Genomic DNA, 26,100 nt, shown 5'->3' with positions numbered 1-26,100 from the left:
GTCAATCCTCGAGGATCAAACTCGTACGCTTCGTTTCCGGCAGCATAAGAAATGCGATTGTCGCGCAGGCGAGGATCGCGGTGACGTACCAGTAGAAGGCTGCCTCGATACTGGCGTTCTTGAACCAGAGCGCGACATATTCGGCCGTGCCGCCGAACGCGGCATTGCCGATCGCATAGGGAAAGGCGACGCCCAGCGCGCGGATATGCGCCGGGAACAGCTCGGCCTTCACCAGGGCGCTGATCGAGGTATAGGCTGACAGCAGCATCAGCGGCACCAGGATGATGGCGAAGGCGACCAGCGGATCGTGCGCCACCGCCAGCGCGCTGAATACGGGCACCGTGACGATCATGCCGCCGATGCCGAACAGCAGCAGCATCGGCCTGCGCCCGAACGTGTCGGCGAGCATGCCGAACACCGGCTGCGCGATCATGTAGACGATCAGCGCGGCGGTCATCACCTGGGTCGCGGTCTGGATTTCGAAGCCGCTCGTGTTCACCAGGAACTTCTGCAGATAGGTGGTGTAGGTGTAGAAGGTGCAGCTTCCCCCCGCGCTGATGATCATGACCAGCAGGAATTCGCGCGGATGTGCCTTCCACAAGGCGGCGAGGCTGGATTTGGGCCGGTCGGCTGACTGGTTCTCGAACGAGGCGGTCTCGGCCAGCCGGCGGCGCAGGACATAGACGATCAGCGCCAGCACCGCGCCGAACGCGAAGGCCAGGCGCCAGCCCCAGGACGACAGCTCCGTCTTGCTCAGCCAGGCCTGGAGCAGGAGCGTGACGGCGAGCGCGGTAAGCTGTCCGCCGATCAGCGTGACATATTGGAAGCTCGACCAGAAGCCGCGCCGGTCGCGGGTCGCCATTTCGGAGAGGTAGGTCGCGCTCGCGCCATATTCGCCGCCGACCGACAGGCCCTGGATCATGCGGGCAAGCACCAGGATGATCGGCGCGGCGACGCCGATCACGGCATAGCCCGGCACCAGCGCGATCATCAGCGAGCCGAGGCACATCAACCCGACCGAGAGCGCCAGCCCCGCCTTGCGGCCGTGCGTGTCGGCATAGCGGCCCATCCAATAGGCGCCGATCGGGCGCATCACGAATCCGACCGCGAAGATCGCGCCGGTGCCCATCAGCTGCGCCGTCAGGTTGCCCTTGGGAAAGAAGGTCGCGGCGAAATAGAGCGACAGTGAGGAATAGGCGTACCAGTCATACCATTCGACCAGATTGCCAGCCGATCCGCCAACGATTGATTTCAGTCGCTTGGCATCGATCGCCATGTGCTGTCTCTCCCCATCCGTGTCCTTGCACGACCCGACTGTAACAAAGGCGAAATCTCGCGCGCGCGCAAGACGGGCGGTTGAGCCGCATGGCTGCTTCGCGCATAGAGATGGCGATGCGTCTGCTTCCGCTTCTCGCCGTAATGATCGCCCTGGCCAGTTGCGTCGGGCCGACCGCGCCGCCCAGGCCTGTGCCGAGGCTGGTTCCGACCCCCGTCCATACTCCGCCGCCGCCGGCTCCCAGGCCGACCGCGACGCCGGTCGGCAAGGACTGGCGCGACTGGCCGATGACGCCGGGCGACTGGGTCTATCGGCAGGACGGTCGCGGCTCGATCGCGCTGTTCGGCGTTCCCGGCGCTGATGCGTTGTTGACGCTGCGCTGCGACCGGGCGGCGAACGCCCTTTATCTGTCGCGCCAGGGCTTTGCCGCCGGGCCGGTGGCGATGACGATCCGCACCTCGACCCTGTTGCGCACGCTGTCCGCCGCGCCGACCGGCGGCACGCCGCCCTATGTGGCGGTCGCGATCCAGCCGCGCGATGGACTGCTCGACGCGATCGGCTTCAGCCGCGGCCGTTTCGTGGTGGAACAGGCCGGTTCTTCGACGCTCGTGATACCCGCCTGGGCCGAGATCGAGCGCGTGACCGAGGATTGCCGGCGCTGAAGGGGATAAACCCTGCGCCTCGCGCGTTTTTCGCCGCGAGGAGAATGCCATGATCCGCAAGCTTAAATCGGGCGAGTATCGGCTTTATTGCGCAAGGTCGATCCCGATACCCGCAAGCGCCGCAACCTCGGTACCTTCGACAGCCGCGCCGCGGCGGAGAAGCATGAGCGCGAGGTCCAGTATTTCAAGCGGCATTGACCGGGCGGCTGGGGAGAGGCTGCGCGTCGCCTTTGGCAAAGGCCCGGCGGGTGCCCGACGCAGACGGAGGAGAATCGTCGAAAACGCAAAACATTACAAGACTTGTTTATGCGATTCGGATGATTCAAACAGGAGTCGTGCCCAGTCCTGGGTACGGCGTTTTAACAAGCGAAAGGAGGTGATCCGATGTCTCATGGTTCAGCAATGGGGTCGGTTCAGTTCGTTCGGGGGACGCACCGCTAGCTTTATCGGGATGACGGCGGGGGGTATCTTCCTCCAATCAACGCTGCCGTCTATCGAAGCTGCGGTTCGCATGGTCTCCCGGGCTGGAACATCCGGCCGCTGACCATGTCAGGAGGTTGCCGGGTCTGCGGGCCCGGCAGCCTCTTTTCATATCCGGGGTCTGAATTCTTCTGCCATCGGCGCTTGTTCGCGGGTCGAACCGGGCGCAAGGCTATGCGCGATGTCGCTTCATCCCCGTCTGATCGCGCTGACCTGGTTCGCGCGTCTGCGCCGGAGATTCCGGTCGAGCGAAGCCTGGTTCATCGTGCTTGCCATCGCCGCCGGCGGCGCGGCCGGGCTTCTTACCGTCATCCTCGGTGGCATCGCGCGGACGTTGCAGCACCTGCTGTTCCGGCTGCCGACGATGACGAGCCTGAGCAGCCTGACCTCCCTTAGTCCGCTGCAATTGCTGATGCTGCCGCTCGGTGGCCTGGTGCTGGCCGGGTTCACTTGGCTCACCCGCGCCCGGAAGCGGGCGATGGTCGACGCGGTCGAGGCGAATGCGCTTCACGGCGGCCATATGTCGATGGCCGACAGCCTGGTCATTTCCGGCCAGACGGTGATCTCCAACGGCTTCGGCGCGTCGGTCGGGCTTGAGGCTGGCTATGCCCAGCTTGGCGGCGCGGTGGGATCGGTGGCGGGCGGGGCGCTGAGGTTGCGCCGCGCCGATCTGCGTACGCTGGTGGGCGCCGGAGCGGGCGCCGGGATCGCCGCGGCGTTCGGCGCGCCGCTGGCTGGTGCCTTCTACGCGTTCGAGATCGTCATCGGTGCCTATACGCCATCGGCCATCGCGCCGGTCGCGGCGGCGGCGCTGGCCGGCGCGAGCCTGTCGCAGGCGGTGGGCATCGCGCCCTATATCGTCTCGACCACCACGCATGTTTCCGTCCCGACGGTCGATTACCTTCTCTACGCGCTGCTCGGCGCGTTGTGTGCCGTGCTCGGCATCGGGCTGATGCGCGCTGTCGCGCTCGTCGAGGCGGGTACGCGCGCGCTGCGGCTGCCGGGCCATATCCGGCCGGCGATCGGCGGGGCGTTGCTGATCCCGATCGCGATGGTGTCGCCGCAGGTATTGTCGTCGGGACATGGTGCGCTGCACCTCGATCTGGCGATCGGTTTCCCTTTGTCGCTGATCGCGCTGGTGCTGGCCGCGAAATGCCTCGCCTCGATCGTGTCGCTCGGCTTCGGCTTTCGCGGCGGCCTGTTCTTCGCCTCGCTGTTCATCGGCACCCTGGTCGGCCATCTGTTCGCCGGCCTGCTCGGGCAGGTCGCCGGACACCCGCTCCTGGTCCAGGACGATGCGGCGGTCGTCGGCATGGCAGCGCTGGCGGTTGCGGTGGTCGGCGGGCCGATGACGGTCGCGATGCTCGTGCTTGAGGCGACCCACGACTTTTTCCTGACCGGCGCGGTGGTCGCCGCGTCGCTCGTCGCGAGCACGATCGTGCGGGCACGCTTCGGCTATTCCTTCTCCACCTGGCGGCTCCATCTGCGCGGCGAAACGATCAAGAGTGCCCGCGACGTGGGTTGGGTCAGGACACTCACCGCAGGGCGGATGATGCGGCGGGAGACGCAGGCGACGCCGGCCGATATCAGCGTCGCCGAATTTCGTCGGCGCTTCCCGCTGGGATCTGCCAGCCGGGCCGTGCTGGTCGGGCCGGACGGCGGCTATGCCGGGATCGTCGTGCCGGCCATTGCCTATGCCGATGGCGTGGACGAGCGCGCGCCGGTGGCGTCGCTGGTGCCGGTCCCGTCAGCCCCACTCGCGCCCGATGCTGACATCGTGGCGATCATGGCGCGGTTCGATGCTGATCAGGTCGACGAGCTTGCCGTGACGGGTCCCGACGGGGCCGTGCTGGGCGTGCTGTCGGAGAAGTTCGTGCGGCGGCGCTATGCCGAGGAGCTGGAAAAGGGACAGCGCGACCTGTTCGGCGAGTAAGCGCGCTTGCGCCGCTCCGCCGGCTTGTTCCGCGAGAAGCGCTGCCGCATGTTCGGGCTGGTGCGGTCAGGTCTCTGGTCGTCCGGAAAAGGGGAATTCGATGCGCGTCTTCGCTGTCGTTTCGTTGTCGGCCGCCTTGTTGTCGAGTGTCGCGCTCGCATCCCCGGCACGCGTCAAATCGACTTTCGGGGAACAGTCGATCGACCAGCTCCAGGCCGCGATGGCGAGCGGTGGGCCGGGCAGGTCGAGCGAAGCCATCACGGGCGCGTATCTCGCCCGCATTCGGACGATGGATCGACGCGGACCGGCGCTGCGCGCGGTCATCGCGGTCAACCCCGATGCGATCGCCCAGGCGCGGGCAAGCGACGCCCGGCGCAAGGCCGGCCGGCTGCTCGGCCCACTCGATGGCATTCCGGTCCTGATCAAGGACAATATCGAGACCAGCGATCCGATCGCCACCACCGCCGGCAGCCTGGCGCTGAAGGACAATGTCACCGGCCGCGACGCGCCGGTGGTGGCTGAACTGCGCAAGGGCGGGGCGGTGATCCTCGGCAAGACCAACCTCTCGGAATGGGCGAACATCCGCTCGACCAGATCGATAAGCGGGTGGAGCGCGGTCGGCGGCCTGGTGCGCAATCCCTATGCGCTCGACCGGAGCTCCTGCGGCTCGTCCAGCGGGTCGGGCGCGGCGATCGCGGCGAATTTCGCGGCGGTGGCGATCGGCACCGAGACTGACGGGTCGGTGGTCTGCCCGTCCGCGATGAACGGGCTGGTCGGGCTCAAGCCGACGATCGGCATGGTCAGCCGCACTCATGTCGTGCCGATCAGCCACAGCCAGGATACGCCGGGGCCGATGGGGCGGTCCGTGAAGGATGTCGCGATCCTGTTTTCGGCCATGGTCGCGTCGGATCCAGCGGATGCCGCGACGAAGGACGCGGCGAAGTACAAGCGCGATTTCGCCGCTGGCCTGTCGGCGGACTCGCTGAAGGGGCTGCGCGTTGCGGTGCTGCGGCCCGACATGTCGGCGCCGCTGAAGGCGACGTTCGAGGCGGCGCTCGCGATATTGAAGGCGGCCGGCGCTGTGCTGGTCGATGTCGAGAAGCCGAAGCTCGACGGCATGGGGGAAGCTGAATTCGAGGTGCTGAAGGTCGAGCTGAAGGCTGACCTCGACGCCTATCTCGTGACGACGCCAAAGGCGGTGACGACGCGGACGCTCGATCAGGTGATTGCGTTCAACGAGGCGAACAGGGCGGCCGAGATGCCGTTCTTCGGGCAAGAGCTCTTCCTCGACGCGGCGAAGACGCGGGGCCTCGCCGATGCCGAATATCTCGGCGCGCGCGCGAAATCATTGCGTTTGGCCGGGCTCGAGGGGATCGATGCGATGCTGGCAAAGGCGAACGCGACGATTCTGGTCGAGCCGACCTATGGCCTGCCCTGGCTGAGCGACAGCGTGTCGGGCGATCATTTCACCGGCCCGAGCGCGAGCGACCTGCCGGCGATCGCCGGCTATCCGCACTTGACCGTGCCGATGGGGCTGGTGAAGGGGCTGCCGGTCGGCCTGTCTTTCATCGCGACGGCCCATGGCGATCAGGCAGTGCTGAATGCAGGCTATGCCTATGAGCAGGCGAGCCATGCGCGGGTCGCGCCGCGATATCTGCCGGTGGCTGATGCGGGGCCGGGGCTGGAGGGGATGCAGTAACGGCTCATTTGTTTTTTCCCCGACCTTTGCCGGGGATGATAGATCAGGCCGGAGCGCCCCACCTTTTCGCGAGGCCAGCCTGCCACAGCAGCAGCAGCGGTACGACGCCGAGTTCCATCGTCAGCCCGAACAGGTGTCCCGTCGACGGCACGCCGACCGCGATCAGCGAGACCAGACGCGAGAGCCCGCCCGCGATCACCAGCGCGCCGAGCAGGCGGAAGCGCGGGCCCTTCTTCTCGATTTCCGGCACGCAGGTCGCGAACGCAACACCGACCGCGAAGAAGATGCCGGAGATATAGCGGAAATGGCTGTCGAGATCGGTCGGGATCACCGGTGGATGGCCGAGAAAGCCCGGGCCGCGAAGGATGCTCTGCCCGCCTGTGATCAGCGGCACCAGGCAGGCGATCGCCACCACCGCCTGGAGCAACCGCTTTTCGACGACGGCGTTCAGCGTCGGTCCTTTTCCAGCAGCTCGGGCCGGATATGGATCGCGCGGAGCGACATGCGCACTTCGATCAGGAAGGCGGCCAGCGCGGCGATCAGCAGGATCATCGCCAGGATGAAGGACAGCGCGACGATAGTGCCGATGTGCAGCCGCGCCAGTTCGGCGACGAACAGCAGCGCGACGACGAGGCAGGTCATGACCGCGCTCGACACCGCCATCACCAGCGCGGCGTTGATGACCGACATGCGCTTGTCGAGCAGGCGCAACTCCCAGACGTGCCGGTCATGCTCCGGGCCGGTCGAGCGGGGATGGAGCGCCTCCACCGCCCGCGCGCGGTCGACCACGCGCGACAGGCGGCCCGCCAGCACGTTGAGCAATGCGCCGATGCCCGCCAGCATGAAGACGGGCGAGAGCGAGAGCTGGATCGTCTGGGCGATCGTCGTGACGGCAGGCGAATATTCCACGCGAGGGACTGTGGCGGCTGTGCGACGGGATGGTCAAGCGCGAACCGGATGGTAACCGATGGCGGCTAACACCCACACGATGACGAAGCCGATGCTGCTCGCCGAATTCACGCGCCTGCCGCCGGCGACGCGCGCCTTCGTGCTCGATGGACTGTCCGGCGCGATTGATCTCGTCGCCCAGGCGGCACCCGAAACGCATCGCTTCCTGCGCTATCAATGGTTCGCCGCCGCGCTTGCCGCCTATGGCGGATCGGCGCGAACGATCCTGGTCGAGCGTGACGGCGATGCGGTGATCGCGCTGCCCATGGTCCGCTTCGGCCCGGCGGCGGCCCGGCTTGCCGCGGTGCCCGGCTGCTACTGGCCCTTCCGCAGCTTTCCCGCGAGCGTCGATGCTGGCGACGGCGCGTTCGATGCGCTGCTCGACCGGCTTGGCCAGGAAGTGAACGCGCTCCGCATCGGGCCGGTGTGCGATGGCGATCCTTCGCTCCAGCCGTTGCTCGCGATCGCACGGGGCAGGGGTTGGGTGACGCTGGATCGCTTCGTCGCCGACAGCTATGTCCTCGATATGGTCGCGGCACAGGCCGATGGCGGCTGGCCGCGCACCTCGACGCTGCGCAAGAATCGCTACCATGAAAAACATCTGGGTGAGCATGGCGTGCTCGACTGGCGGTTCCTGCAGGGCGTTGAACTGGCGGCCGGTGCCTTCGATTTACTGGCAGCGATCGAGGAGAAGAGCTGGATTGCCGCCCGCACCGACGGACGCGACGCCAAGTTCACCATGAGTGGCCATGGCGCCTTTTGGCGCGCCGCGACCGGCGATCCGGTCCTGGCGGAGATGCTGTGGGCGGCGCTGCTCACCGTCGATGGGGCGCCGGCGGCGTTTTCGTTCGATGTGAACGCGGGCACGCTCAAATACGCCATCGCCAACAGCTATGATCCAGCCTTCGCCAAGCAGTCGCCGGGCAAGCTGCTCTATTACCGCAACCTCGTCCGCGCGATGGAGGACGGTATCCACACGGTCGACTGGGGAGCTGGTGACAGCGGCTATAAGCGGGTGATCGGAGCGGAGAAGGGCCCGGCGATCCGCGACTGGATGCTGGTACGGCCCGGCCTTCCCGCCTTGCTGGGACGGGGGCTGCGCGGGATGTGGGAACGCAGCGGCCAGCGTCACGCGGCGCCTGCGGTTGACGAGGTTCCGCCGCCCGGCCTATGAACTCTGCTCCAATTCGGAGTGGTTAATGTCTGAGATTGTCGCCCGCTGATTGCCTGACCGGAACCTGTGTTCCGAGGCCAGGCGTCGTGTGCAGCCGCTTACCGCACTCCTTCGGGGAGGCGGGCAGCTAGGCTGTGCGGGCCTCAACCCCTTTTCAGGGGCCGACATTCCCATGAATATCTCGAAATACGAACAGCGCGTGCTCCACGCGCTGGCGCAGGGTGGGCGGATCGTCCACCGGCGCGACGAGGAGAGCAGCCGCATCGTCGCGGTCGATTGCTTCACCCGTGACGGCTATGTGTTGGCCGATTGCACCATGCCGTTGTTCCGCAAGCTCAGGCGGCGACGACTCATCGCCAGCCTCGACGGAGGACCGTATCGCGTCACCCGTCTTGGGCTCGCGGCGGTAAGGTCGCAGCTCGATAATCGGTGACCCTGGCGTTGATTCCGATGCAAGGCGGGGGAGCCCGGCGTCCTTAGCCGGGCTCCCTGCACAGCCCGATCTTGCATACAATCTCCACCAAAATGGGGGTAATGTTAAGGATTTCGCAGGGGCTATAAACGATAATATGGATCAGGAGGGGCGCTGCTGCGCGGGGGGTGATCACCACCTTTCACGCTATTGGCGATGCCGTACAAACATCGCTCGTAAGAGGTGCCCCTATGCTGGATCATTTCGATGACAGCGAGTTGACGACGTTTTCCTTCTCCAGCCGACCGCTACTACCTGAAGAGCGGCGTCAGGCCAGACGGCATGTAACGGTGTTGCGCGTCGCGAAGCTGCAGACGCCGTATAGCGAGGAGTTGTGCCTGGTCCGCAACATTTCGTCGGGCGGTTTGATGGCGCATATCTACTCCGAACTGAACATTGGCGATCTGGTTAGCGCTGAATTCAAGTCCGGCCAGTCGGTTTCGGGGCGAGTGCTCTGGCGTCGAGACGGCCTGGCCGGCGTCAAGTTCGACGAGCCGGTGGACGCGGCGAAGATCCTCGCCGACAACCATGATTATGCGCCGTCGTCGCAACAGCCGCGCGCGCCGCGCGTGGGCATCGACGTCAAGGCGCGCATCCGCGTCGGCGCGCGTTATTATGCCGTCACTCTCTGCAACATCTCGCAGGCGGGCGGGCGGGTGTCGCCCGGGGAGCCGCTTGAGAAAGGGGAGAAGCTGATCCTGATGCTCAACGGCCTGCCCCCGATCGCGGGATCGGTGCGCTGGCGCGACAAGGAGCATGCCGGCATCGCGTTCGACAACCCGATCGCGTTCGAGGCGCTGGCGCGCTGGGTGCCGACGATGCAGGCCCAGGCGCGGGAACGCCGCAATGCCGCATCCGACGACAAGCCGGACGCGCAGGCTGGTTGATCAGGGTCTGAGGTAGCGGAAGTACCATACCTCGCGGCCCTGCCGTCGCGCCTTGCGCTCGTAGCGGGTCTCGGGCCAGTCGTCGGGGCGGGTCAGGAAATCGCGCGGGTGGTTCGCCTGCCAGATGAAGTCGGTCCGGGCGTTCATTACCATCATCGACCAGCGGCAATAGGTGGGATCGTCAGTGCCAAGGCGGAATTCGGCGCCCGGCTTCAGCTTGCGCGCAATCAGGTCGAGCGGACCGTGATTGACCATCCGCCGCTTGGCGTGGCGCGCCTTGCGCCAGGGATCGGGGTGGAGAAGATAGACGCGGTCGAGCGATGCGTCGGGCAGGCGCTCGATCACGTCGAGCGCGTCGCCCATGTGCAGCCGGACATTCTCCAGGTCGCCATCGCGGACATGGTTGAGCGCGCCGACCACACCGTTGAGAAAGGGTTCGCACCCGATAAACCCGGTGCCGGGCCGCATCGCCGCCTGTCCGGCGAGATGCTCGCCAGCACCGAAGCCGATCTCGACCTCTAGCGGGCGCTCTTCACCGAACAGGGTCGTCGCGTCGATCGGCCCGCTCTCGGGCACGCTGATCCGCGGCAGCAATTCCTCGACGAGCGCAGCCTGGCCAAGGCGCAGCTTGTGCCCCTGGCGTCGGCCATAGAGACGGCGGATGGTGGTCGGATCGTTCATCGTCGGGGGCCATAGCCGCGTGGGGCTTCGGTGCAAGCCTTCAACGAAAAAGGCGCGGCTCCGTGAGGAACCGCGCCTTCTCGCTTGCTCTTGTCCGGATGGCTCAGGCGATAGCGGCCTTGAGCTCATCGACCAGGTCGGTCTTTTCCCAGGTGAAGAACTCGCCCTCGGGCTTGCGGCCGAAATGGCCATAGGCGGCGGTCTTCTGGTAGATCGGGGCGTTGAGCTTCAGGTGCTCGCGGATGCCCTTGGGGGTCAGGCGGACCAGCTTCGGCAGCACCTCTTCAAGCTTGGCTTCCGGAACCGTGCCGGTGCCGTGCGTGTCGACATAGACCGACAGCGGCTCGGCGATGCCGATCGCATAGCTGAGCTGGATCGTGCAGCGGCGGGCGAGGCCGGCGGCGACGATGTTCTTCGCGAGGTAGCGCGCGACATAGGCGGCCGAGCGGTCGACCTTGGTCGGGTCCTTGCCCGAGAAGGCACCGCCACCGTGCGGGGCTGCACCGCCATAGGTGTCGACGATGATCTTGCGGCCGGTGACGCCTGCGTCGCCGTCAGGGCCGCCGATTTCGAAACGGCCGGTCGGGTTGACGTAGATCTTGGTGTCGGCGTCAACGAAACCTTCCGGCAGGACGTCGTTGAACACGCCGATGACATAGTCGCGAAGCTCCTTGTAGAGTTCCGGATTGCCTTCCTTGCCGTCGTAGAAATAGCCCGGCGCATGCTGGGTCGAGACGACCAGGGCGGTTGCGCGGACCGGAACCTCGTTGCGATATTCGAGCGTCACCTGGCTCTTCGCGTCAGGCTCGAGGAACGGCACGACCTTGTTGTGACGGTCATGCGCGAGCTTTTCGAGGATACGATGCGAGTAATAGAGCGTCGCGGGCAGCAGGTCCGGGGTCTCGTCGGTCGCATAGCCGAACATGATGCCCTGGTCGCCGGCGCCTTCGTCCTTGTTGCCGTTCTCGTCGACGCCCTGCGCGATGTGCGCGGACTGGGCGTGCAGGTGGTTTTCGAACGAGAAATTCTCCCAGTGGAAGCCGCTCTGCTCATAGCCGATCCGCTTCACGGTCGCGCGGACCGCTGCCTCGATCTCTTCCTTCGCGCCCGGCGCCCATTCGTGATTCTCGAACACGCCCTTGCAGCGGATTTCACCGGCGAGCACGACCCGGTTGGTCGTGGTCAGCGTCTCGCAGGCGATGCGCGCATAGGGGTCCTTGGACAGGAACAGGTCGACCACTGCGTCGGAAATCTGGTCTGCGACCTTGTCGGGATGGCCCTCGGAGACCGATTCGGAGGTGAAGAGAAACGAAGCGCGCATCAAGTCTACCCTTGGCTAGGGCGGCCCCCGGGGCGTCCGGAAACCGCATATAAAGCTTTCCTTATATGTGGTTCCTAGCGAGGCGACCGCCGGAAGGCAACGGCCAAGAGCAGCATTGCCGTCGCGACCAGCAGCGCCATCCAGTTGCCGAGGTGCGAGAACAGCGTGGGTGCGCCCGCCTGTGGCAGGGGAAGCTCGATCGTGCCGGCCTTGTGGAGGGGCAGGCTGTCGAGCAGCCGGCCGTCGGCCGCGATCACCGCGGAGATGCCGGTCGGCGTCGACCGGATGATCGGCACGCCCTCCTCGATCGCGCGCAACCGTGCCTGGGCGAGGTGCTGGGGCGGGCCCCAGGCGCCGAACCATGCATCGTTCGAGGGATTGAAGATCACCGCGGGCCGATGTGCCGGATCGATCACCTGGCCGGAAAAGACGATCTCGTAGCAGATGTCCATGCCGACATCGCCGAAGCCGGGCAGGGCGATGGTGCGCGGCTTCGGCCCCGGTGCGAAATCGATGTCGCCGGGCACCAGCCGTTGCAACCCGACCATGGTGAACAGCGGCCTGAGCGGCAGATACTCGCCGAACGGCACCAGATGCGCCTTGTCGTAGCGGGCGAGGATCGCTGCCTTCGCGTCGATCGCGTAGATCGAATTGGTCCCGGCCGTCAGGTTGCCCGCGCCGTCGAACTGAAGCGCGTTTCCGCCGGTCAGTACCAGGTCGCGCGGGCCGAGCAGCGCGGCGATCCGGCGGCGGATGGCGACAGGCGAGCCGTTCCAGTAATAATCGACCGGATAGCCGTCCTCGATGAAGAAGCGCAGCGCGCCTTCCGGCCAGACGATCAGCCGCGGATGCGCGCCGGGCGTGCCGGCCAGCGATTCGAGCGCGCGCAGGCTGTTCTCCGCATAATCGGGGGTCGGGCGCTCCTCCTCGTCCAGATTCGGCTGCACGACGCGGATATGGGGCCGACCGGCGGGAACCAAGGTGCGGGAGGCCTCGCGGTGGATGCCGGACAGGGCAAGCAGGGCGAGGATCGCAAGGGTCGCCGCCGGCGCACGCCAGCGCCGCCCGGCCGCGAGGATCGGCATTCCGGCGACGACGATGGTCAGGCCGGACAGCGCATAGGTGCCGGTCCATGCCGCGATCCGCGCGATGCCGATCACCGGCACCCAGATCACGCCGAGCGGATTCCACGGATAGCCGCTGAGCATCGTCGCGCGCAGCCATTCGGTGACGATCCAGGCAGCGCCGAACACGAGGAGATAAGCGAGGCCCGGCTTGGTTCCGGAGTGGCCCGCCGCGCGGGGGCTGGCGAGGCGCCACGCGAGGCCGGCGGCGAGCATCGGATAGATGGCGAGATAGAATGCCGCCAGCAGCACGCCGACATAGCCGAGCCAGTGCGGCATGGCGTCCTGATAGAGGAAGGGGTGCTGCAGCCAGCTGTTGCCCACCGCGAAGTGGCCGGTACCGAACAGCCAGCCGCGCAGCAGCGCCGGCCTGAGGCCGGGCGCTTCGTGGATCAGCCACATCCACAGTGCGAAGCAGGCGAGCGCGACTGGCCAGAGGTCGAGCGGTGCGAAACCCGTCGCTGAGAGCGCGCCGAGCGCGAGGGAGAGCAGGGCGGGGCGACGCATCGCCATCCGCGTCAATGCCTGAACCTGATTGTCGAGCAAGGCCTTCCTCACTTCCGTCATGCCGGACTTGTTCCGGCATCCACCGGGCCGCAAGTGCGTCGGCGGCTCGTATGCTGAACGGTGGGCCCAGGAACAAGCCCGTCTCGAGTTTCGCCGAGGGATGCGGGGTGACGAGGGCGGCGAATTGGGTCTATTGCACCCGCATGATCCTTCGCCCCTTCCACCTTGCCTTCCCCGTCCACGACATCCCCGCCGCGCGCGCCTTTTACGGCGGCGTGCTTGGGTGCCCCGAGGGCCGCAGTGCCGAGGGTTGGGTCGATTTCGACCTGTTCGGCCATCAGATCGTCGCGCATCTCGATCCGGCGGCGAAGCCGGTCGCCGTGGCCAATGCGGTCGATGGCCATGACGTGCCCGTGCCGCATTTCGGCGTGGTGCTTGAGATGGCCGACTGGGAAGCGCTTGCCGAACGCGTGAAGGCGGCGGGCATCGGCTTCGGCATCGGGCCGCATGTCCGCTTCAAGGGGCAGGTGGGCGAGCAGGCGACGATGTTCTTTCGCGATCCAAGCGGGAACGCGCTCGAATTCAAGGCGTTCGCTGACGACGCCATGTTGTTCGCGCGCTGAGGAGGCAGTCAATGAATGAGCCGATCAGCGTCGACATCCCCCACAAGCTTGGTCTCGCCGTGGCACGCGCGCGGATCGAGAAGGGGATCGGCAAGCTTGCCTCTTTCGTGCCCGGTGGGGCGGTGACCGAGCATCGCTGGGAAGGCGACACGCTCGTCTTCACCGTGGAGGCGATAGGCCAGCGAGTCGCGAGCCGGCTCGACGTGATGGAGACCCGCATCCACGCGACCTTCGACCTGCCGCCGATGCTCCGGCTGTTCGCCGGCAAGATCCGCGACAAGCTGACCGAGAGCGGCGGGAAGCTGCTCAAATAGAACCGGACGCCCTGGCCCGAGCGCGCGTGTCCAGCCGCAGGTGAATCAGCGGATAGGGGCGGCCCTCGTCGTCCGTCGGCGACCGCCCGGTCCGGACGAAGCCGAGCCGTTCGTAGAACCCGACCGCCTGCTCATTCTGCTCGTTCACGTCAGTGGTCAGGGTCGGGTGCAGCGTCAGCGCATGGGCGACCAGCGCCCGCCCGATCCCCTGCCCCCGGAAAGTCGGATCGATGAACAGCGAATCCATATGGTCCTTGCCCAAGCCCATGAACCCGATCGGCCGGTCGTCTTGGTCAACCGCGAGCCACAGAGCCGCACCGGGCAGGAACACGCGCACCATCGAATCGATCACCTCGAGGTCGTCCGGGGTCAGGAAGTCGTGGGTGGCCTCGACGGCAGCGCGCCAGATCGCGACGATCCGGTCGCCATCCCCGGGCCTCGATTCGCGTATATGGGGCATTGGCGGCCCTTTAGCGTTTCCGAACCGGCCGGAACAGCCGGCGGCCCGGAAAACGCGGTAATCGAACGCTTAATCATTCTCGATCCGGATTACCCCGGTCCGCAGCAACTCCTCGGTGCCGCGCGCGAAATTGGTGAGCATGCCCTCGAGGAACGGCTCGAGCCCGCGATCCTGGATGACGCCGATCGGCAGGGTGACCCCGCCGCGCACGTCCTCGATCAGCAGGCCGTTTTCGATCATCCGCGCGACATGACGGCGCACCGTCTCGCGCGGCAGCCCGCTCGCCGTGGCGATCGCATTGCGCGAGATCGGCACGACCCATTCGCGCGGCAGGATCTCGGTGCCGGCAAGATGCTCGGGGATAGTCCGCTCGCGCATCAGCCGCTGGACATTGGCGACCGAGACGGTCGTGTAGATCAGCAATTCGGTCGGCCCGACCGGCGTGGCCGCGGCCAGCGTGCGGTGCATCGTCAGGAACAGGTTCATCAGCGAGCACACGGCGACGCGCCAGTTCTCCCCCATCTTCGACGGGTTGGTGACGACACGTTCGCTCATCGGCTTGCCCCTTCCGGTGACATGGCCGGGACGGCCCCGCTACCCGGAATGGGTAGCATCTTTTTCTCCTAAACTATCGGCCAGCGTCACGGAAGCTATACGATGGTCCGATCTGGTTCGACCTCAATGGTTTGAGCCGAGATATTTTGGGCCAGGGACTTTTGGCCAGGGAAGTTGGGAAGGAGCGCGGGCGGCGCAAGCCGCGGACACGCGACACGGGCTGCGGCGGTTTCGGGGGGAACCGGCCGCAGCCCGAAACTTTCCGGGCCGCGCCCCTTCGCCGCCGCTTTATTTCGCCGCCACCCGCCAGATCACGTTGCCGACATCGTCAGCCACCAGCAGGCCGCCAGTCTTGTCGGTGATCACGCCGACCGGGCGGCCCTGCGCCTTGCCGTCCTTGTCGAGGAAGCCGGTCAGCACATCGACCGGCTTCGCGCCCTTCAGCGGAAAGCCGTTGTCGCCGAACGGCACGAAGATCACCTTGTAGCCTGAGACGGGATAGCGGTTCCACGATCCATGCTGGCCGACGAACGCGCCGTTCGCGAATAGCGGGCCCAGCTTCGCATCACCCGCGAAGGTGATGCCGAGCGAAGCGGTATGCGCGCCCAGCGCATAATCCGGGCGCTTCGAATATTGCTGGAGGGCCGGATTGCCGGGCTCGACCCGATTGTCGGGATAGCCGCCCCAATAATACCAGGGCCAGCCGAACTGGTCGCCGAACTCGACCTGGCTCATATAATCGGGCGCGAGGTCCGATCCGAGCATGTCGCGCTCGTTGACGGTCACCCACAGCCCGCCCGAATGCGGCTCGAATGCCAGGCCGTTGGGGTTGCGCAGGCCGGATGCGTAGATGCGGAAGGTTTTCGCCTCGGGATAGACCTGCAGGATGTTGGCGCGGAATTTCTCCGCCTCCATGCCGTTCTCGGCGATGTTGCTCGACGATCCGACCGTTACGTACAGCGTCTTCCCGTCGGGATCGGCGATCACGTTGCGCGCCCAGTGGTTGCCGCCCGGGTTCAGCTTGACCACGGTCTCGGGCTTGGCGGCGATCTGAGTCTCGCCGTCCTTGTACGGCACGCGGACTACTGCATCGGTGTTGCCGATATAGAGATACCCGCCCATCAGCGCCATGCCGAAGGGCGAGTTGAGGCCCGACAGGAAGGTCGTGCGGGTCTCCGCCACGCCGTCGCCATCGGCGTCGCGCAGCAGGGTGATCCGGTTGGCCGAGGGCACGCCGGCACCGGCCCGGCCCATCAGATAGCCCATCACCCGGCCGGCGATGCCGCCGCCCTTGCGCGGCGGCGAATTGGTCTCGGCGACCAGCACGTCGCCATTGGGCAGGCGATAGAGCCAGCGCGGATGATCGAGCCCGCGCGCGAACGCCTTCACCGCCAGGCCGGGGGCTGGCGTCGGCGCCGCCCCCTGCGCCCAGCCGACCGCATCGGCGACCTGGATCGTCGGGAAGCTCTGCACCCGGGGCGGCGTGATCTCGGGCCGGGCGCCCATCACCGCCTCTACCTTCAGTTGAGCGACATCGGGCTGGCGAAGCCAGAACCAGAAGGCGATCGCCGCGACGATGAGGATCCCGGTGATGATGAGGATGTGTTTGCGCATGAGATAAGGTTACGCCAGCGGGAAGGCTAAAGGAAGAGGCGGTATCGTCGCGCGGGGCCTTGGCCTGGCCACTGGAAACGCTCGCCGCAAAAATCACTCGTTCGATCAGAGCGTGCGGATTAATCCGTTTCATCGATCAGGGTGGGGGTGACATAGTCTGCCCCGCTACAAGCAGAAACAGCATTGGAGACGCCATGAACGAGCAAGCGAAGTGCCCGATGGACGGGGGCCGTGTCGACGGCGCCGCGGTCCTGTTCGAAATGACCAACCGGCTGTGGTGGCCCAACCAGCTCGATCTGACGGTGCTGCATCAGAATCCTCCCGCGGGGGATCCGCTGGGTGAGGCGTTCGACTATGCCGAGGCGTTCAAGGGCCTCGACCTGGCCGCGGTCAAGGCCGACATCTTTGCGCTGATGACTGAATCGCAGGATTGGTGGCCGGCCGATTTCGGCCATTACGGGCCGCTGTTCATCCGCATGGCGTGGCATAGCGCCGGCACCTATCGAATCGGCGACGGCCGTGGCGGCGCTGGTTCGGGCACGCAGCGTTTCGCGCCGCTCAACAGCTGGCCGGACAATGCCAACCTCGACAAGGCGCGTCACCTGCTCTGGCCGATCAAGCAGAAATATGGTCGCAGCCTTTCCTGGGCCGACCTGCTGGTTCTCGCCGGCAACTGCGCGCTCGAATCGATGGGCTTCGAAACCGCCGGATTTGCGGGCGGCCGTGTCGATGTCTGGGAACCGGAGCGGGACATCAACTGGGGTCCCGAACGCGAGTGGCTCGGCGGGGACAAGCGCTACAGCGGGGAGCGCGATCTCGCCAATCCGCTGGCCGCCGTCCAGATGGGCCTCATCTACGTCAATCCGGAAGGGCCGAACGGCAACCCCGATCCGCTCGCCTCGGCCCGCGACATCCGCGAAACCTTCGCCCGCATGGCGATGAACGACGAGGAGACCGTCGCGCTGATCGCCGGCGGCCATACCTTCGGCAAGACGCATGGCGCGGCGGTGCCCGATCAATATGTCGGCCCGGAGCCGGAGGGTGCCGGCATCGAGCTTCAGGGGCTCGGCTGGGCCAACAGTTACGGCACCGGCAATGCGGGCGACACCATCACCTCGGGGCTTGAGGTCACCTGGACCGACACGCCGACCAAATGGGGCAACGGCTTTTTCGATCACCTGTTCGCGCACGAATGGGAACTGACTCGCAGCCCCGCCGGCGCGCAGCAATGGGTCGCCAAGGATGCCGCCGAGACGGTGCCCGACGCGCATGATCCGTCGAAGCGCCACCGGCCGACCATGCTGACGACCGATCTCGCGCTTCGCCTCGACCCGGAATATGGCAAGATTTCGAAGCGCTTCCATGAGAATCCTGACGAGTTCGCCAAGGCCTTCGCCGAGGCATGGTACAAGCTGACTCATCGCGACATGGGCCCGCACAACCGCCTGCTTGGCCCGGAAGTCCCGGCCGAGCCGCGCCTCTGGCAGGACCCGGTTCCGGTGGTCGATCATCCATTGATCGACTCGGCCGACATCGCTTCGCTCAAGACGAAGATCCTCGATTCCGGCCTGTCGATATCGCGGCTGGTGAAGACGGCCTGGGCCTCGGCCTCGACCTATCGCGGCTCGGACATGCGCGGAGGCGCCAACGGCGCGCGCATCCGCCTTGCCCCGCAAAAGGACTGGGCGGTGAACGAGCCGGCCGAACTGGCCGCGGCGCTGGCGAAGCTTGGGGAGATCCAGGCGGCGTTCAACGGCACCGAGGACGGCAACGGCCGGAAAGTGTCGCTCGCCGATCTGATCGTGCTAGGCGGCGCGGCGGCGGTCGAGGCGGCGGCGAAGAAGGCCGGCCATGACGTGATCGTGCCCTTCACTCCGGGCCGCACTGACGCCACGGCCGATCAGACCGACGCCGGCAGCTTCGACCCGCTCGAGCCGAAGGTCGATGGCTTCCGCAACTATGCCGGCGAAAATTCGGCCTATTCCGCCGAGGAATTGCTGGTCGATCGCGCCCATCTGCTCACTCTGACCGCGCCGGAGATGACCGTACTGGTCGGCGGCCTGCGCGTGCTTGGGGCCAACCATGGCGGATCGCCGCTGGGTGTCTTCACCGACCGTCCCGAAACGCTGACCAACGACTTCTTCGTCAATCTGCTGAAGACGAGCATGACGATGAAGTGGACGGCATCGGGCGACGGGATCTTCACGGCGCATGATCGTGCGACGGGTGCGCAGAAATGGACCGGCAGCCGGGTTGACCTGGTCTTCGGGTCGAACTCGCAGCTCCGCGCGCTGTCGGAGGCCTATGCCACCGATGATGCAGGCAAGGCGTTCGTTGATGCCTTCGTGAAGGCATGGACGAAGGTGATGGACGCTGATCGGTTCGATCTGGCGTGAGCTCGCGAATGGCCCCGGCGCGGCAAGCGTCGGGGCCATTCATTTGCGATCGCCTGGTTCGTTGCCGAAAAAAGAGCGTTCGGGGCTGGCGCGCTTGAAGAAAAGACGTCGTCGCGTTGTAGTCCATGGGATGCGCTCTCCCGTATCCCATGGATCACGCCATGGCCGGTCTCAGAATTTGAACCCGACATTCACTCTGAAATACCTGCCCATGATGGCATCGTAGTAACGCGATTGCCCGTAATCCCCCAGGGAGTAGGGGAAAGGAACCGACCTGTTCGCCACGTTGTTCACCATGAACCGGATGTTGAACTGTTTTGACAGATCGTATCCGACCGAGGCGTTGAACAGGAAATAGCTGTTAAGCGTCGGATATTGGTATGTACTGGTGGGCACATTCACATTGATGCGGGCGGGACCATAATAAATGGTCTGCCACATGAAATTGAATCCGCCCTTGTCGTAATTCAAGTTCGCGGTGAAGTTATCCTTCGGTTCCTGGATGCCGCCAACGGTATATTGAATGTCTCCGCTGCCGATCTTGTAGTAATGCTGAAGCGTATGAAGATAGTTCACGCCAAGGGAAACTCTCCCGGCGGATTCGGGCATGCCGAGGCGCGATAGTGGAAGGGTATAGTTGAAGGATGCCTGCACGCCCTCGAAGTGTTCGATACCAATATTATAATATCCGGTGAAGAAATTGGTGATTTGCCCGGCGGCGTTGCGCGTGAAGCTGCTGCAATAGGTATTGTTCGGATAATTCGTCGAATCGTAGCATGCGTTCATGACGTCGGTCAGGGAAAGCTGCGCAATCTCGTTCTGGACGTCGATGCGTACATAATCGCCGGATATCTGAAGGCCGGGGATGAAGGTCGGCTGGAATACGCCGCCCGCGGTCCAGCTATTGGCAACTTCGTTGCTGAGCTTTTCATTGCCGCCGCTCGCGCCTGGGGCGGTATAATCCACGACGGTCGACACGAATTTGGCGGGCAATCCAGCGGCAGCGCAGTTGGCCGAGCGACGCGCGGGATCCGGGCCACCGGAAATAAAACGGTAATCGCAGGGGTCGTTCGCCGTGTTGTAGACCTGTCCCACTGGCGCGAACAATTCAGTGATCGCCGGTGCCCTGAACGAACGGGTATAGTTGCCGCGCAGCGTGAGGCCGCGAAGCGGTGAATATTTACCACCCCCCGTATAGGTCCAGAAACCGCCGGTTATGCTGTTTTTGACGTATCTGCCCGCCGCCTGCAGTTCGAGGCTGTTGATCAGCGGTATGTTCATGTCGCTCGAAACGACCGGAATGTTCAGTTCGCCGAAGCCTTCGTCGGTGTGATAGGCACCGGATACCGGCGTGATCGGGATCGTATTGCCATATTGGGTGTAGGTACCGTCACCATTGTCATGGCCACGATAGAAAGCGCCAGGCTGGAAATTGGTCGACTCATAGCGATGTTCGTAACCGAGCACAAACTTCACATCGCCCGCCGGTAGCTTGACGATCGAGCCCTTGATGTCGGCGATCAGGTCGAACTGGGTATTGCGCTGCTTCGGGTTCGCGATCGCCGTAATATAGTCCAGCGCTGCCTGGCTTACCTGGCCGGTGCCGAATACATTGAGAGGAGCGCACGTGGAACTGATCGTTTTGATCGCTGCGCTCGTATAGCCGGGCGCGCAGACGATATTACCGCTGCCGTCACGCACGGCGTTGAGCGCGTTGTAGAAATTCTGGGTGACAACCTCGCGCGTGGTGGTTTCCGTGTCGGAGCGGCCGTAAATCGCCTTCACTTCCCAGGAGAAGGCGCGGCTGCCGACATTGAAGTCCCCGTCGAAACCACCGACCAGGCGATACAGATTCGAGGTCGTCTTGAAGCTGCCGGTTGCCAGGTCCGTGTTCGCGCGCGCCAGCAGGAAAGTGCTCGTATCCATCTGGTTCGCGGCAAGGCTGTTGATGATCGTCTGGCGATCCGCCGCGCTCAGGAACGGGTTGGCGGTGCTCATGATGAGGTTGCCATTCGTCTCTCCGGCAGGCTTGAACAGCGCTGTGTTATAGAATGGCTGCGCGCGAAGGTTGGTCGCAATGGTGCGCCCGTACCACGCCTCGCCCGAGAAGCGGAGGCGGTCGCTGAAGTCGTAGTGGAACAGCGCTGTCGCGGACAGGCGGCTGCTGTCGGTCAGGAAATTGTCATAGTCTCGAATGCGAAAACCGTCCCCGCCTGCCTGGATAAGGCCGTTGTTCGTTTGCTGGCCAAAGACGAAAGGCGTAAGGCGTCCGCTCGAGTTGAAGATCAGCGGGCGGCCCTGCGCGTCCGTAACGGCTGCTATCGCCGCACCGCCGTAGATCGGCACGTCGTCGGCGACCAACGGCATGCCGGTGTTGGTGAACACCTCGTAGCGCTGGCCGCCATAATATAGCTGCTGGCGATACGCCGCACCGTCTGGAGCCGTGGCGAAGAAAGGGCCGTCAGCGCTCGTGTAGAACCGATCGGACGTCGGAATTCCGTTCTGCTTGTCATATTGAACGCTCAACGTGACGTTGCCGCGTCCCTCGGAGAAGTTCTTGCCGGCCAGAAGCGAGAGGTTGTAGTTTCCACCATCGCCCTTTTCGGAGATGCCGTTCTGGGCGTTGAACGCCAGTCCGTCGAAATTCTTCTTCAGAATGACGTTCACGGTGCCGGCAATCGCGTCCGATCCGTAGATCGGGGCGCCGCCAACCGAGACCGTCTCGATGCGGTCGACCAGATTGACCGGTAGCGAGGCGAAATCGACGGGGTTGCCCGCGACGACGCCGAAGATCGACGAGGTGGCCGTGGTCACGAAACGGTTCCCGTTGACCAGCGTCAACGTGCGCTGGGACCCGAGATTGTACATGTTGACGAACGTCTGCCCGGCGCCGAATGACCCCTGGCTGCCGACGGGACTGTTGGTCGGCACGCTGAACACCGGCAGTTCCTGCAACGCAGAACCCAGGTTGGTGTAGCCGCGCTTGGCAATTTCCGACGCCGTGATGCCTTCGGTCGGCTGCGCCGCGATCGGGGAACGCGAAATGCGCGAGGCGGTGACGATGATGTCGTCCGGGGCAGCGGTGTTGCCGGGCTGGTCCGTCTCCTCATGGCCGGACTGGAGTCCGTTGCCGGGCTGGGCGTTCGCCGCTGTCTGCGCGGACGCGGCACCAGCCGCCGTCATGCTTCCCGCTGCGATTCCGACCAACAACATGCGGCGCAGCGCGCCACTCCGTCCGAAGGAAGAATGCCCCGTCATGATGCGGACCCTCTCTGTAATAGTCGCTGACCATCGATATGAGAGCCACGGGAACATCGGGTCAATCGGCGGGTCCCCCAGTACTGCATTTCATCGAAGTGCTGTAACATTTCAGCAACAAATCCAGTTGCCTATGGTGGGAATTTCATGAATTTGTCATCAATCTCAAGCTCTGGCGTCGTTCGGTGTCGCCAAGGGGGGAGTCCTGGATACCACTGCGCGAAGCTTCAAAAGGAACCGGCCGGCCACCTTGGGAGAAACGAACGGATGGCCGGTTCCGGACGCGAAGGCCAGGGCGCCTGACCGCGATCCTCGGGCGCTTTCCTGCGTTGGCGCCCGCATTGAATCTCCGCGTGGCAACCGCGGCTCAATCAACCATTGCGCCGGCAGCCGCAGCTTGCCAGTCTCCCGCTATTCTTGCTTGAATGGGGTAACAAACATGCGCCGGATATTGTTTGCGTCACTGCTTGCTGCGACCGCATCGATTGCCGGCGCCGAGCCGGCATCGAAGGAGCAGTTGATGGTGCCCCCATCCGGGGCTCGCCACTATACGATCAGCTCGACGGCCGGAAAGCATGGGGACGTCTGGTCGTGGAAGATGCCGGACGGGCACACGGCCTATCGCATGTCGATGTCGCTGCGCGGATGGGTCACTGAAACCGACGAGGTGATGACGACCGGGCCCGATGGCAGGCCGACGGCGATCGCCATTCGCGGCTATACCGATCAGGGCGATGCCACTGAGGATTTCAGCGTCGATGACGGCGGCGTCGCGCGCTGGAAGACGTCGGTCGATTCCGGTTCCGCGCCGTTCGGTGCCAAGCGCTACAACACCTATGGCGGCCCATGGCTTGCCGGTGAGCGCGATATCGAGGCGCTGGTCGCCGCGGGTGCCGGGGGTATCGATCTCCTGCCGACCGGTCATGCCAGCATCGCTATCGGACAACCCGTTCAGATCGATGGGCCGCAGGGCGCAACGACGGTCAAGCTGGCCTTCATCCGCGGCTATGGTTTCGCGCCCACCCCGGTCTGGCTCGACAAGGACAATCATTTCTTCGGCAACGCCGGTGTCCTCTCGCTGCTGCCCGAAGGCTATGAGAAGAACGGGCCGAAGCTCAAGGACCTGCAGGACGAGGCGACAGCCGCCATGGTCCGCGATGTTGCCCGTCAGTTCCTCAGCCCGCCCAATCGAACGCCTACGCTGATCGACCATGTGCAGATGTTCGATTCGATCGCCGGGCGCTATCTGCCCGACCGCGCGGTGTTGATCGCCGACGGGAAGGTGGCGGCCACGGGCGCGGCAGGGTCGATCAGGGCGCCGGCCGGCGCGACCGTGATCGACGGGCGCGGCAAGACGCTTCTGCCGGGCCTGTGGGACTCGCACCAGCATGTCGGCGACGACTGGAACCTGTTGCAGAACCTCGCGACCGGCATGACCAATTATCGCAGCCCCGGCTCGATGATCGACGAGGCGCACAGCATCTACAAGCGTCGCGCGGCCGGTGATCTGCTCGCGCCCGACGGTAAGATCTCCGTGATCATCGACCGCAAGGATCCGCTCGCCGCGCAGGGCGCGCTGACCGTCTCTTCGGCGAAGGAAGCGGTGGCGGCGGTCGCCCAGATCAAGGCGGCGGGGCTGTGGGGCGTCAAATTCTACACCTCGATGGATCCGGCATGGATCGCCCCGGCGGCGGCCGAGGCACATCGGCTTGGCCTCCACGTCCACGGGCACGTACCCGCCGGCATGCGTCCGCTCGATGCGGTTCGCGCCGGGTATGACGAGGTCACCCATATCAACTTCATCATGATGCAGGCGATGCCGCAGGAGGTCGTCGACAAGGCCAACACGGCCGCGCGGCTCGAGGGGCCGGCGAAATATGGCAAGGATGTCGACCTCGATTCCCCCGCGATGAAGGCTTTCTATGCCGAGCTGGCCAAGCGGAAGACGATCATCGATCCGACGCTGACGGTTTGGGAACCGTTGCTGACCTCGGACGGAAAGGCGATCTCCCCGGAATATGCGCCGTTCGTCGATATCGCGCCGCCAGCGGTCGCCCGTGGGTGGAAGATTGCCGGCTATCCCCTGTTCGGGGGCCTTACGCGGGAAGATTTCCGCAAGAGCTTCGACAAGATGGTTGGGCTGGTCGGCCGGCTTCACCAGGCGGGCGTGCGGATCGTGGCCGGTACCGACGGGTACGGGCTCGAACTGGTCCGTGAACTCGAGCTCTATCAGAGCGCGGGGCTATCCAATGCCGAGGCGCTGCAGACCGCGACGATCGTTCCCGCGCGGATGACCGGTATGGACGACCGCACCGGATCGATCACGCAGGGCAAGGCGGCGGATATCATCCTCGTCAACGGTGATGTGTCGCGGAACCTTGCCAATCTGCGCTATGTCGATACCGTTTTCCTGGACGGCTACCGGCTCAATGGCGCGGCCCTGCGCCAGGCGAGCGGACTGAGCGGCATGCCGAAATGATACGGCGAATATATCGTCATGAACTCAGGCCGGGATAGGCTGTAGCGACCCCGTCGGGCCGAAACTCATCCGCCCCAGACCTCGGTGTAAAGTCGAACCAGATTGCCGCCGAGCAGCTTCTCGATCCGGGCCGCTGGCCAGCCGCGCGCGGACAGATCGTCCGCGAGCATGCGGAAGCGCAGGTGGGTGTCATAATCGGCGACGATATTGAAGATGTCGGGCCCCTCTCCGGGCGCGGCGATACCTTTCTTCGTTCGTTCCTCGTGGAATTTGCGCTGCGCCGCGCGGGCTGAATCGTCGATCACCGTCCTGGAGATCATGCCGTCAGTGCCGATCGCGATATGATCCTCGCCGCATATTTGCAGCGCATGGTCGAAATGGCGCAGCAGGTCTTCGCGGGTCGGTTTGCTGTTCGCGACGAGGAACGGCATGTAATAGATGCCGAACACGCCGCCCTTGTTGGCCAGTGCCTTCATCTCGGCGTCCCAAATGTTGCGCGGATTGTCGTTGAGCGCGCGGCAGCCCGAATGACTGATGATCGGCGGCCGTTTCGCATGAGCGATCGCCTCGGCCACGGTGCGCTGCCCGCCATGGGAAAGGTCAAGCAGGATCTTCTGCGCCTCGATCGCTTCGATCGTCCTGCGGCCGAGGTCCGAAATCCCGGCATTGGCCGGCTCGATCGCGCCGTCACCCGATAGGTTCCTCTTGTTGTAGGTGAGCTGGATGATCCGCACGCCGAGGCCGTGGTACAGCTCGATGCGGCTGAGGTCGGCGCCGATCAGGCTCGTATCCTGGAAGCCGTAATACAACGCGACCTTGCCTGCGGCCTTGGCGGCGCGAATATCGGCGACACGTGTCGCGCGAACGAACATATCGGGGTTGTCAGCGATCACCTCTTCCAGGGCAGCAAGGTTCCGCAGCGTCTTGTCGGCGACATCTGGCTCGTTGCCGACCTCGTTGACCGTGCAATGGATCGCGCTGACGCCGGATTGCCTGAGCTCCGCCCAGCCGCGCGCGCTGAAGCGTGGATCTCCCTCCTTGCCATAGGGGTCCACGAGGCCGCCAAGCCCGTCGATCACGATCGCGCGGTCATAGTCGCGCGCGGGATAGCCCGAGGGCGCGGCCGCCCGGGCTGACGAGACAGCCGGAAGCGCGGCTAGAGCGCCGATCAATTCGCGCCGAGACAACTGCATGACATGCCCCCTGTTTGGAAACATGAAGACTAGCTCCACCTCAA

At 65.0% G+C, this 26,100-nt stretch carries 21 protein-coding genes; 10 read left to right on the top strand and 11 right to left on the bottom strand.

Annotated features, from left to right (window positions below; genetic code table 11):
- Nucleotide 1: 1 nt before the first annotated feature.
- Nucleotides 2–1,276, bottom strand: coding sequence for an MFS transporter (locus NDN01_RS14200; protein ID WP_272622220.1), 1,275 nt, complete (start codon nt 1,274–1,276; stop codon nt 2–4).
- A gap of 116 nt (nt 1,277–1,392) precedes the next feature.
- On the opposite strand from NDN01_RS14200, the gene NDN01_RS14195 reads away from it, so the two are divergent.
- The 3 genes from NDN01_RS14195 to NDN01_RS14185 all read left to right on the top strand — a co-directional run bounded on the left by NDN01_RS14195 (nt 1,393) and on the right by NDN01_RS14185 (nt 6,050).
- Entirely contained in the window at nt 1,393–1,938 is a 546-nt protein-coding gene (locus tag NDN01_RS14195) for a hypothetical protein (RefSeq protein ID WP_272622218.1), read from the top strand.
- 661 nt (nt 1,939–2,599) lie between these two features.
- The gene (locus NDN01_RS14190) at nt 2,600–4,351 is read left to right on the top strand and encodes a chloride channel protein (RefSeq protein WP_272622216.1); all 1,752 of its coding nucleotides are present in this window, start codon (nt 2,600–2,602) and stop codon (nt 4,349–4,351) included.
- Nucleotides 4,352–4,451: 100 nt separating this feature from the next.
- Entirely contained in the window at nt 4,452–6,050 is a 1,599-nt protein-coding gene (locus NDN01_RS14185; RefSeq protein WP_272622213.1) for an amidase, read from the top strand.
- A 43-nt stretch (nt 6,051–6,093) separates the two neighbouring features.
- On the opposite strand, the gene NDN01_RS14180 is transcribed toward NDN01_RS14185, so the two are convergent.
- Both NDN01_RS14180 and NDN01_RS14175 read right to left on the bottom strand, forming a co-directional pair.
- Nucleotides 6,094–6,444, bottom strand: a complete 351-nt coding sequence (locus tag NDN01_RS14180; protein ID WP_443025122.1) for a DUF4345 domain-containing protein — start codon at nt 6,442–6,444, stop codon at nt 6,094–6,096.
- 53 nt (nt 6,445–6,497) lie between these two features.
- A complete protein-coding gene (locus NDN01_RS14175) occupies nt 6,498–6,959 on the bottom strand; it encodes a DUF2721 domain-containing protein (protein ID WP_272622209.1) in 462 nt (153 codons plus the stop codon).
- A gap of 79 nt (nt 6,960–7,038) precedes the next feature.
- On the opposite strand from NDN01_RS14175, the gene NDN01_RS14170 reads away from it, so the two are divergent.
- The 3 genes from NDN01_RS14170 to NDN01_RS14160 all read left to right on the top strand — a co-directional run bounded on the left by NDN01_RS14170 (nt 7,039) and on the right by NDN01_RS14160 (nt 9,531).
- Nucleotides 7,039–8,172, top strand: coding sequence for a GNAT family N-acetyltransferase (locus NDN01_RS14170; protein WP_272622207.1), 1,134 nt, complete (start codon nt 7,039–7,041; stop codon nt 8,170–8,172).
- A gap of 172 nt (nt 8,173–8,344) precedes the next feature.
- The gene (locus tag NDN01_RS14165) at nt 8,345–8,605 is read left to right on the top strand and encodes a YjhX family toxin (RefSeq protein ID WP_272622205.1); all 261 of its coding nucleotides are present in this window, start codon (nt 8,345–8,347) and stop codon (nt 8,603–8,605) included.
- A gap of 230 nt (nt 8,606–8,835) precedes the next feature.
- Nucleotides 8,836–9,531: a PilZ domain-containing protein gene (locus NDN01_RS14160; protein WP_272622203.1), complete on the top strand. Its 696-nt coding sequence runs from the start codon at nt 8,836–8,838 to the stop codon at nt 9,529–9,531.
- Here NDN01_RS14160 and trmB read toward each other — a convergent pair whose 3' ends face one another.
- The 3 genes from trmB to lnt form a co-directional block, all read right to left on the bottom strand.
- On the bottom strand, nt 9,532–10,212 hold the full coding sequence (trmB, locus tag NDN01_RS14155) for a tRNA (guanine(46)-N(7))-methyltransferase TrmB (protein ID WP_272622201.1): 681 nt from the start codon (nt 10,210–10,212) through the stop codon (nt 9,532–9,534). It lies immediately after the preceding gene.
- A 103-nt stretch (nt 10,213–10,315) separates the two neighbouring features.
- Nucleotides 10,316–11,533: a methionine adenosyltransferase gene (gene metK, locus NDN01_RS14150; protein WP_272622199.1), complete on the bottom strand. Its 1,218-nt coding sequence runs from the start codon at nt 11,531–11,533 to the stop codon at nt 10,316–10,318.
- A 74-nt stretch (nt 11,534–11,607) separates the two neighbouring features.
- Nucleotides 11,608–13,224 (bottom strand): apolipoprotein N-acyltransferase, encoded by a 1,617-nt coding sequence (gene lnt, locus NDN01_RS14145; RefSeq protein ID WP_336298302.1) that lies wholly within the window; start codon nt 13,222–13,224, stop codon nt 11,608–11,610.
- A 143-nt stretch (nt 13,225–13,367) separates the two neighbouring features.
- Here lnt and NDN01_RS14140 point away from each other — a divergent pair, with 143 nt between their 5' ends.
- Nucleotides 13,368–13,787, top strand: coding sequence for a VOC family protein (locus NDN01_RS14140; protein ID WP_272622197.1), 420 nt, complete (start codon nt 13,368–13,370; stop codon nt 13,785–13,787).
- Between the two features lie 11 nt (nt 13,788–13,798).
- Nucleotides 13,799–14,101 (top strand): polyhydroxyalkanoic acid system family protein, encoded by a 303-nt coding sequence (locus NDN01_RS14135; protein WP_272622195.1) that lies wholly within the window; start codon nt 13,799–13,801, stop codon nt 14,099–14,101.
- On the opposite strand, the gene NDN01_RS14130 is transcribed toward NDN01_RS14135, so the two are convergent.
- The 3 genes from NDN01_RS14130 to NDN01_RS14120 all read right to left on the bottom strand — a co-directional run bounded on the left by NDN01_RS14130 (nt 14,094) and on the right by NDN01_RS14120 (nt 16,730).
- On the bottom strand, nt 14,094–14,561 hold the full coding sequence (locus NDN01_RS14130) for an acetyltransferase (RefSeq protein ID WP_272622193.1): 468 nt from the start codon (nt 14,559–14,561) through the stop codon (nt 14,094–14,096). The two genes, NDN01_RS14135 and NDN01_RS14130, sit on opposite strands and share 8 nt — an antisense overlap.
- A gap of 69 nt (nt 14,562–14,630) precedes the next feature.
- Nucleotides 14,631–15,116, bottom strand: a complete 486-nt coding sequence (locus NDN01_RS14125) for a winged helix-turn-helix transcriptional regulator (RefSeq protein ID WP_272622191.1) — start codon at nt 15,114–15,116, stop codon at nt 14,631–14,633.
- A 288-nt stretch (nt 15,117–15,404) separates the two neighbouring features.
- Nucleotides 15,405–16,730 carry a PQQ-dependent sugar dehydrogenase gene (locus NDN01_RS14120; protein WP_272622188.1) on the bottom strand — a complete coding sequence of 442 codons (1,326 nt, stop codon included), beginning with the start codon at nt 16,728–16,730 and terminating at the stop codon, nt 15,405–15,407.
- Nucleotides 16,731–16,924: 194 nt separating this feature from the next.
- On the opposite strand from NDN01_RS14120, the gene katG reads away from it, so the two are divergent.
- Nucleotides 16,925–19,126: a catalase/peroxidase HPI gene (katG, locus tag NDN01_RS14115; RefSeq protein WP_272622186.1), complete on the top strand. Its 2,202-nt coding sequence runs from the start codon at nt 16,925–16,927 to the stop codon at nt 19,124–19,126.
- Nucleotides 19,127–19,297: 171 nt separating this feature from the next.
- Here the strand turns inward: katG and NDN01_RS14110 are convergent, their stop codons facing one another.
- On the bottom strand, nt 19,298–22,384 hold the full coding sequence (locus NDN01_RS14110) for a TonB-dependent receptor domain-containing protein (protein WP_272622184.1): 3,087 nt from the start codon (nt 22,382–22,384) through the stop codon (nt 19,298–19,300).
- Between the two features lie 520 nt (nt 22,385–22,904).
- Here NDN01_RS14110 and NDN01_RS14105 point away from each other — a divergent pair.
- The gene (locus NDN01_RS14105) at nt 22,905–24,863 is read left to right on the top strand and encodes an amidohydrolase family protein (RefSeq protein WP_272622182.1); all 1,959 of its coding nucleotides are present in this window, start codon (nt 22,905–22,907) and stop codon (nt 24,861–24,863) included.
- A 65-nt stretch (nt 24,864–24,928) separates the two neighbouring features.
- Here NDN01_RS14105 and NDN01_RS14100 read toward each other — a convergent pair whose 3' ends face one another.
- Nucleotides 24,929–26,056: a dipeptidase gene (locus tag NDN01_RS14100; RefSeq protein WP_272622180.1), complete on the bottom strand. Its 1,128-nt coding sequence runs from the start codon at nt 26,054–26,056 to the stop codon at nt 24,929–24,931.
- Nucleotides 26,057–26,100: the final 44 nt, after the last annotated feature.

This window comes from Sphingomonas sp. QA11 (assembly GCF_028473665.1).
GTDB lineage: Bacteria > Pseudomonadota > Alphaproteobacteria > Sphingomonadales > Sphingomonadaceae > Sphingomonas > Sphingomonas phytovorans.
This window is presented reverse-complemented; position numbering and strand designations above follow the sequence as displayed.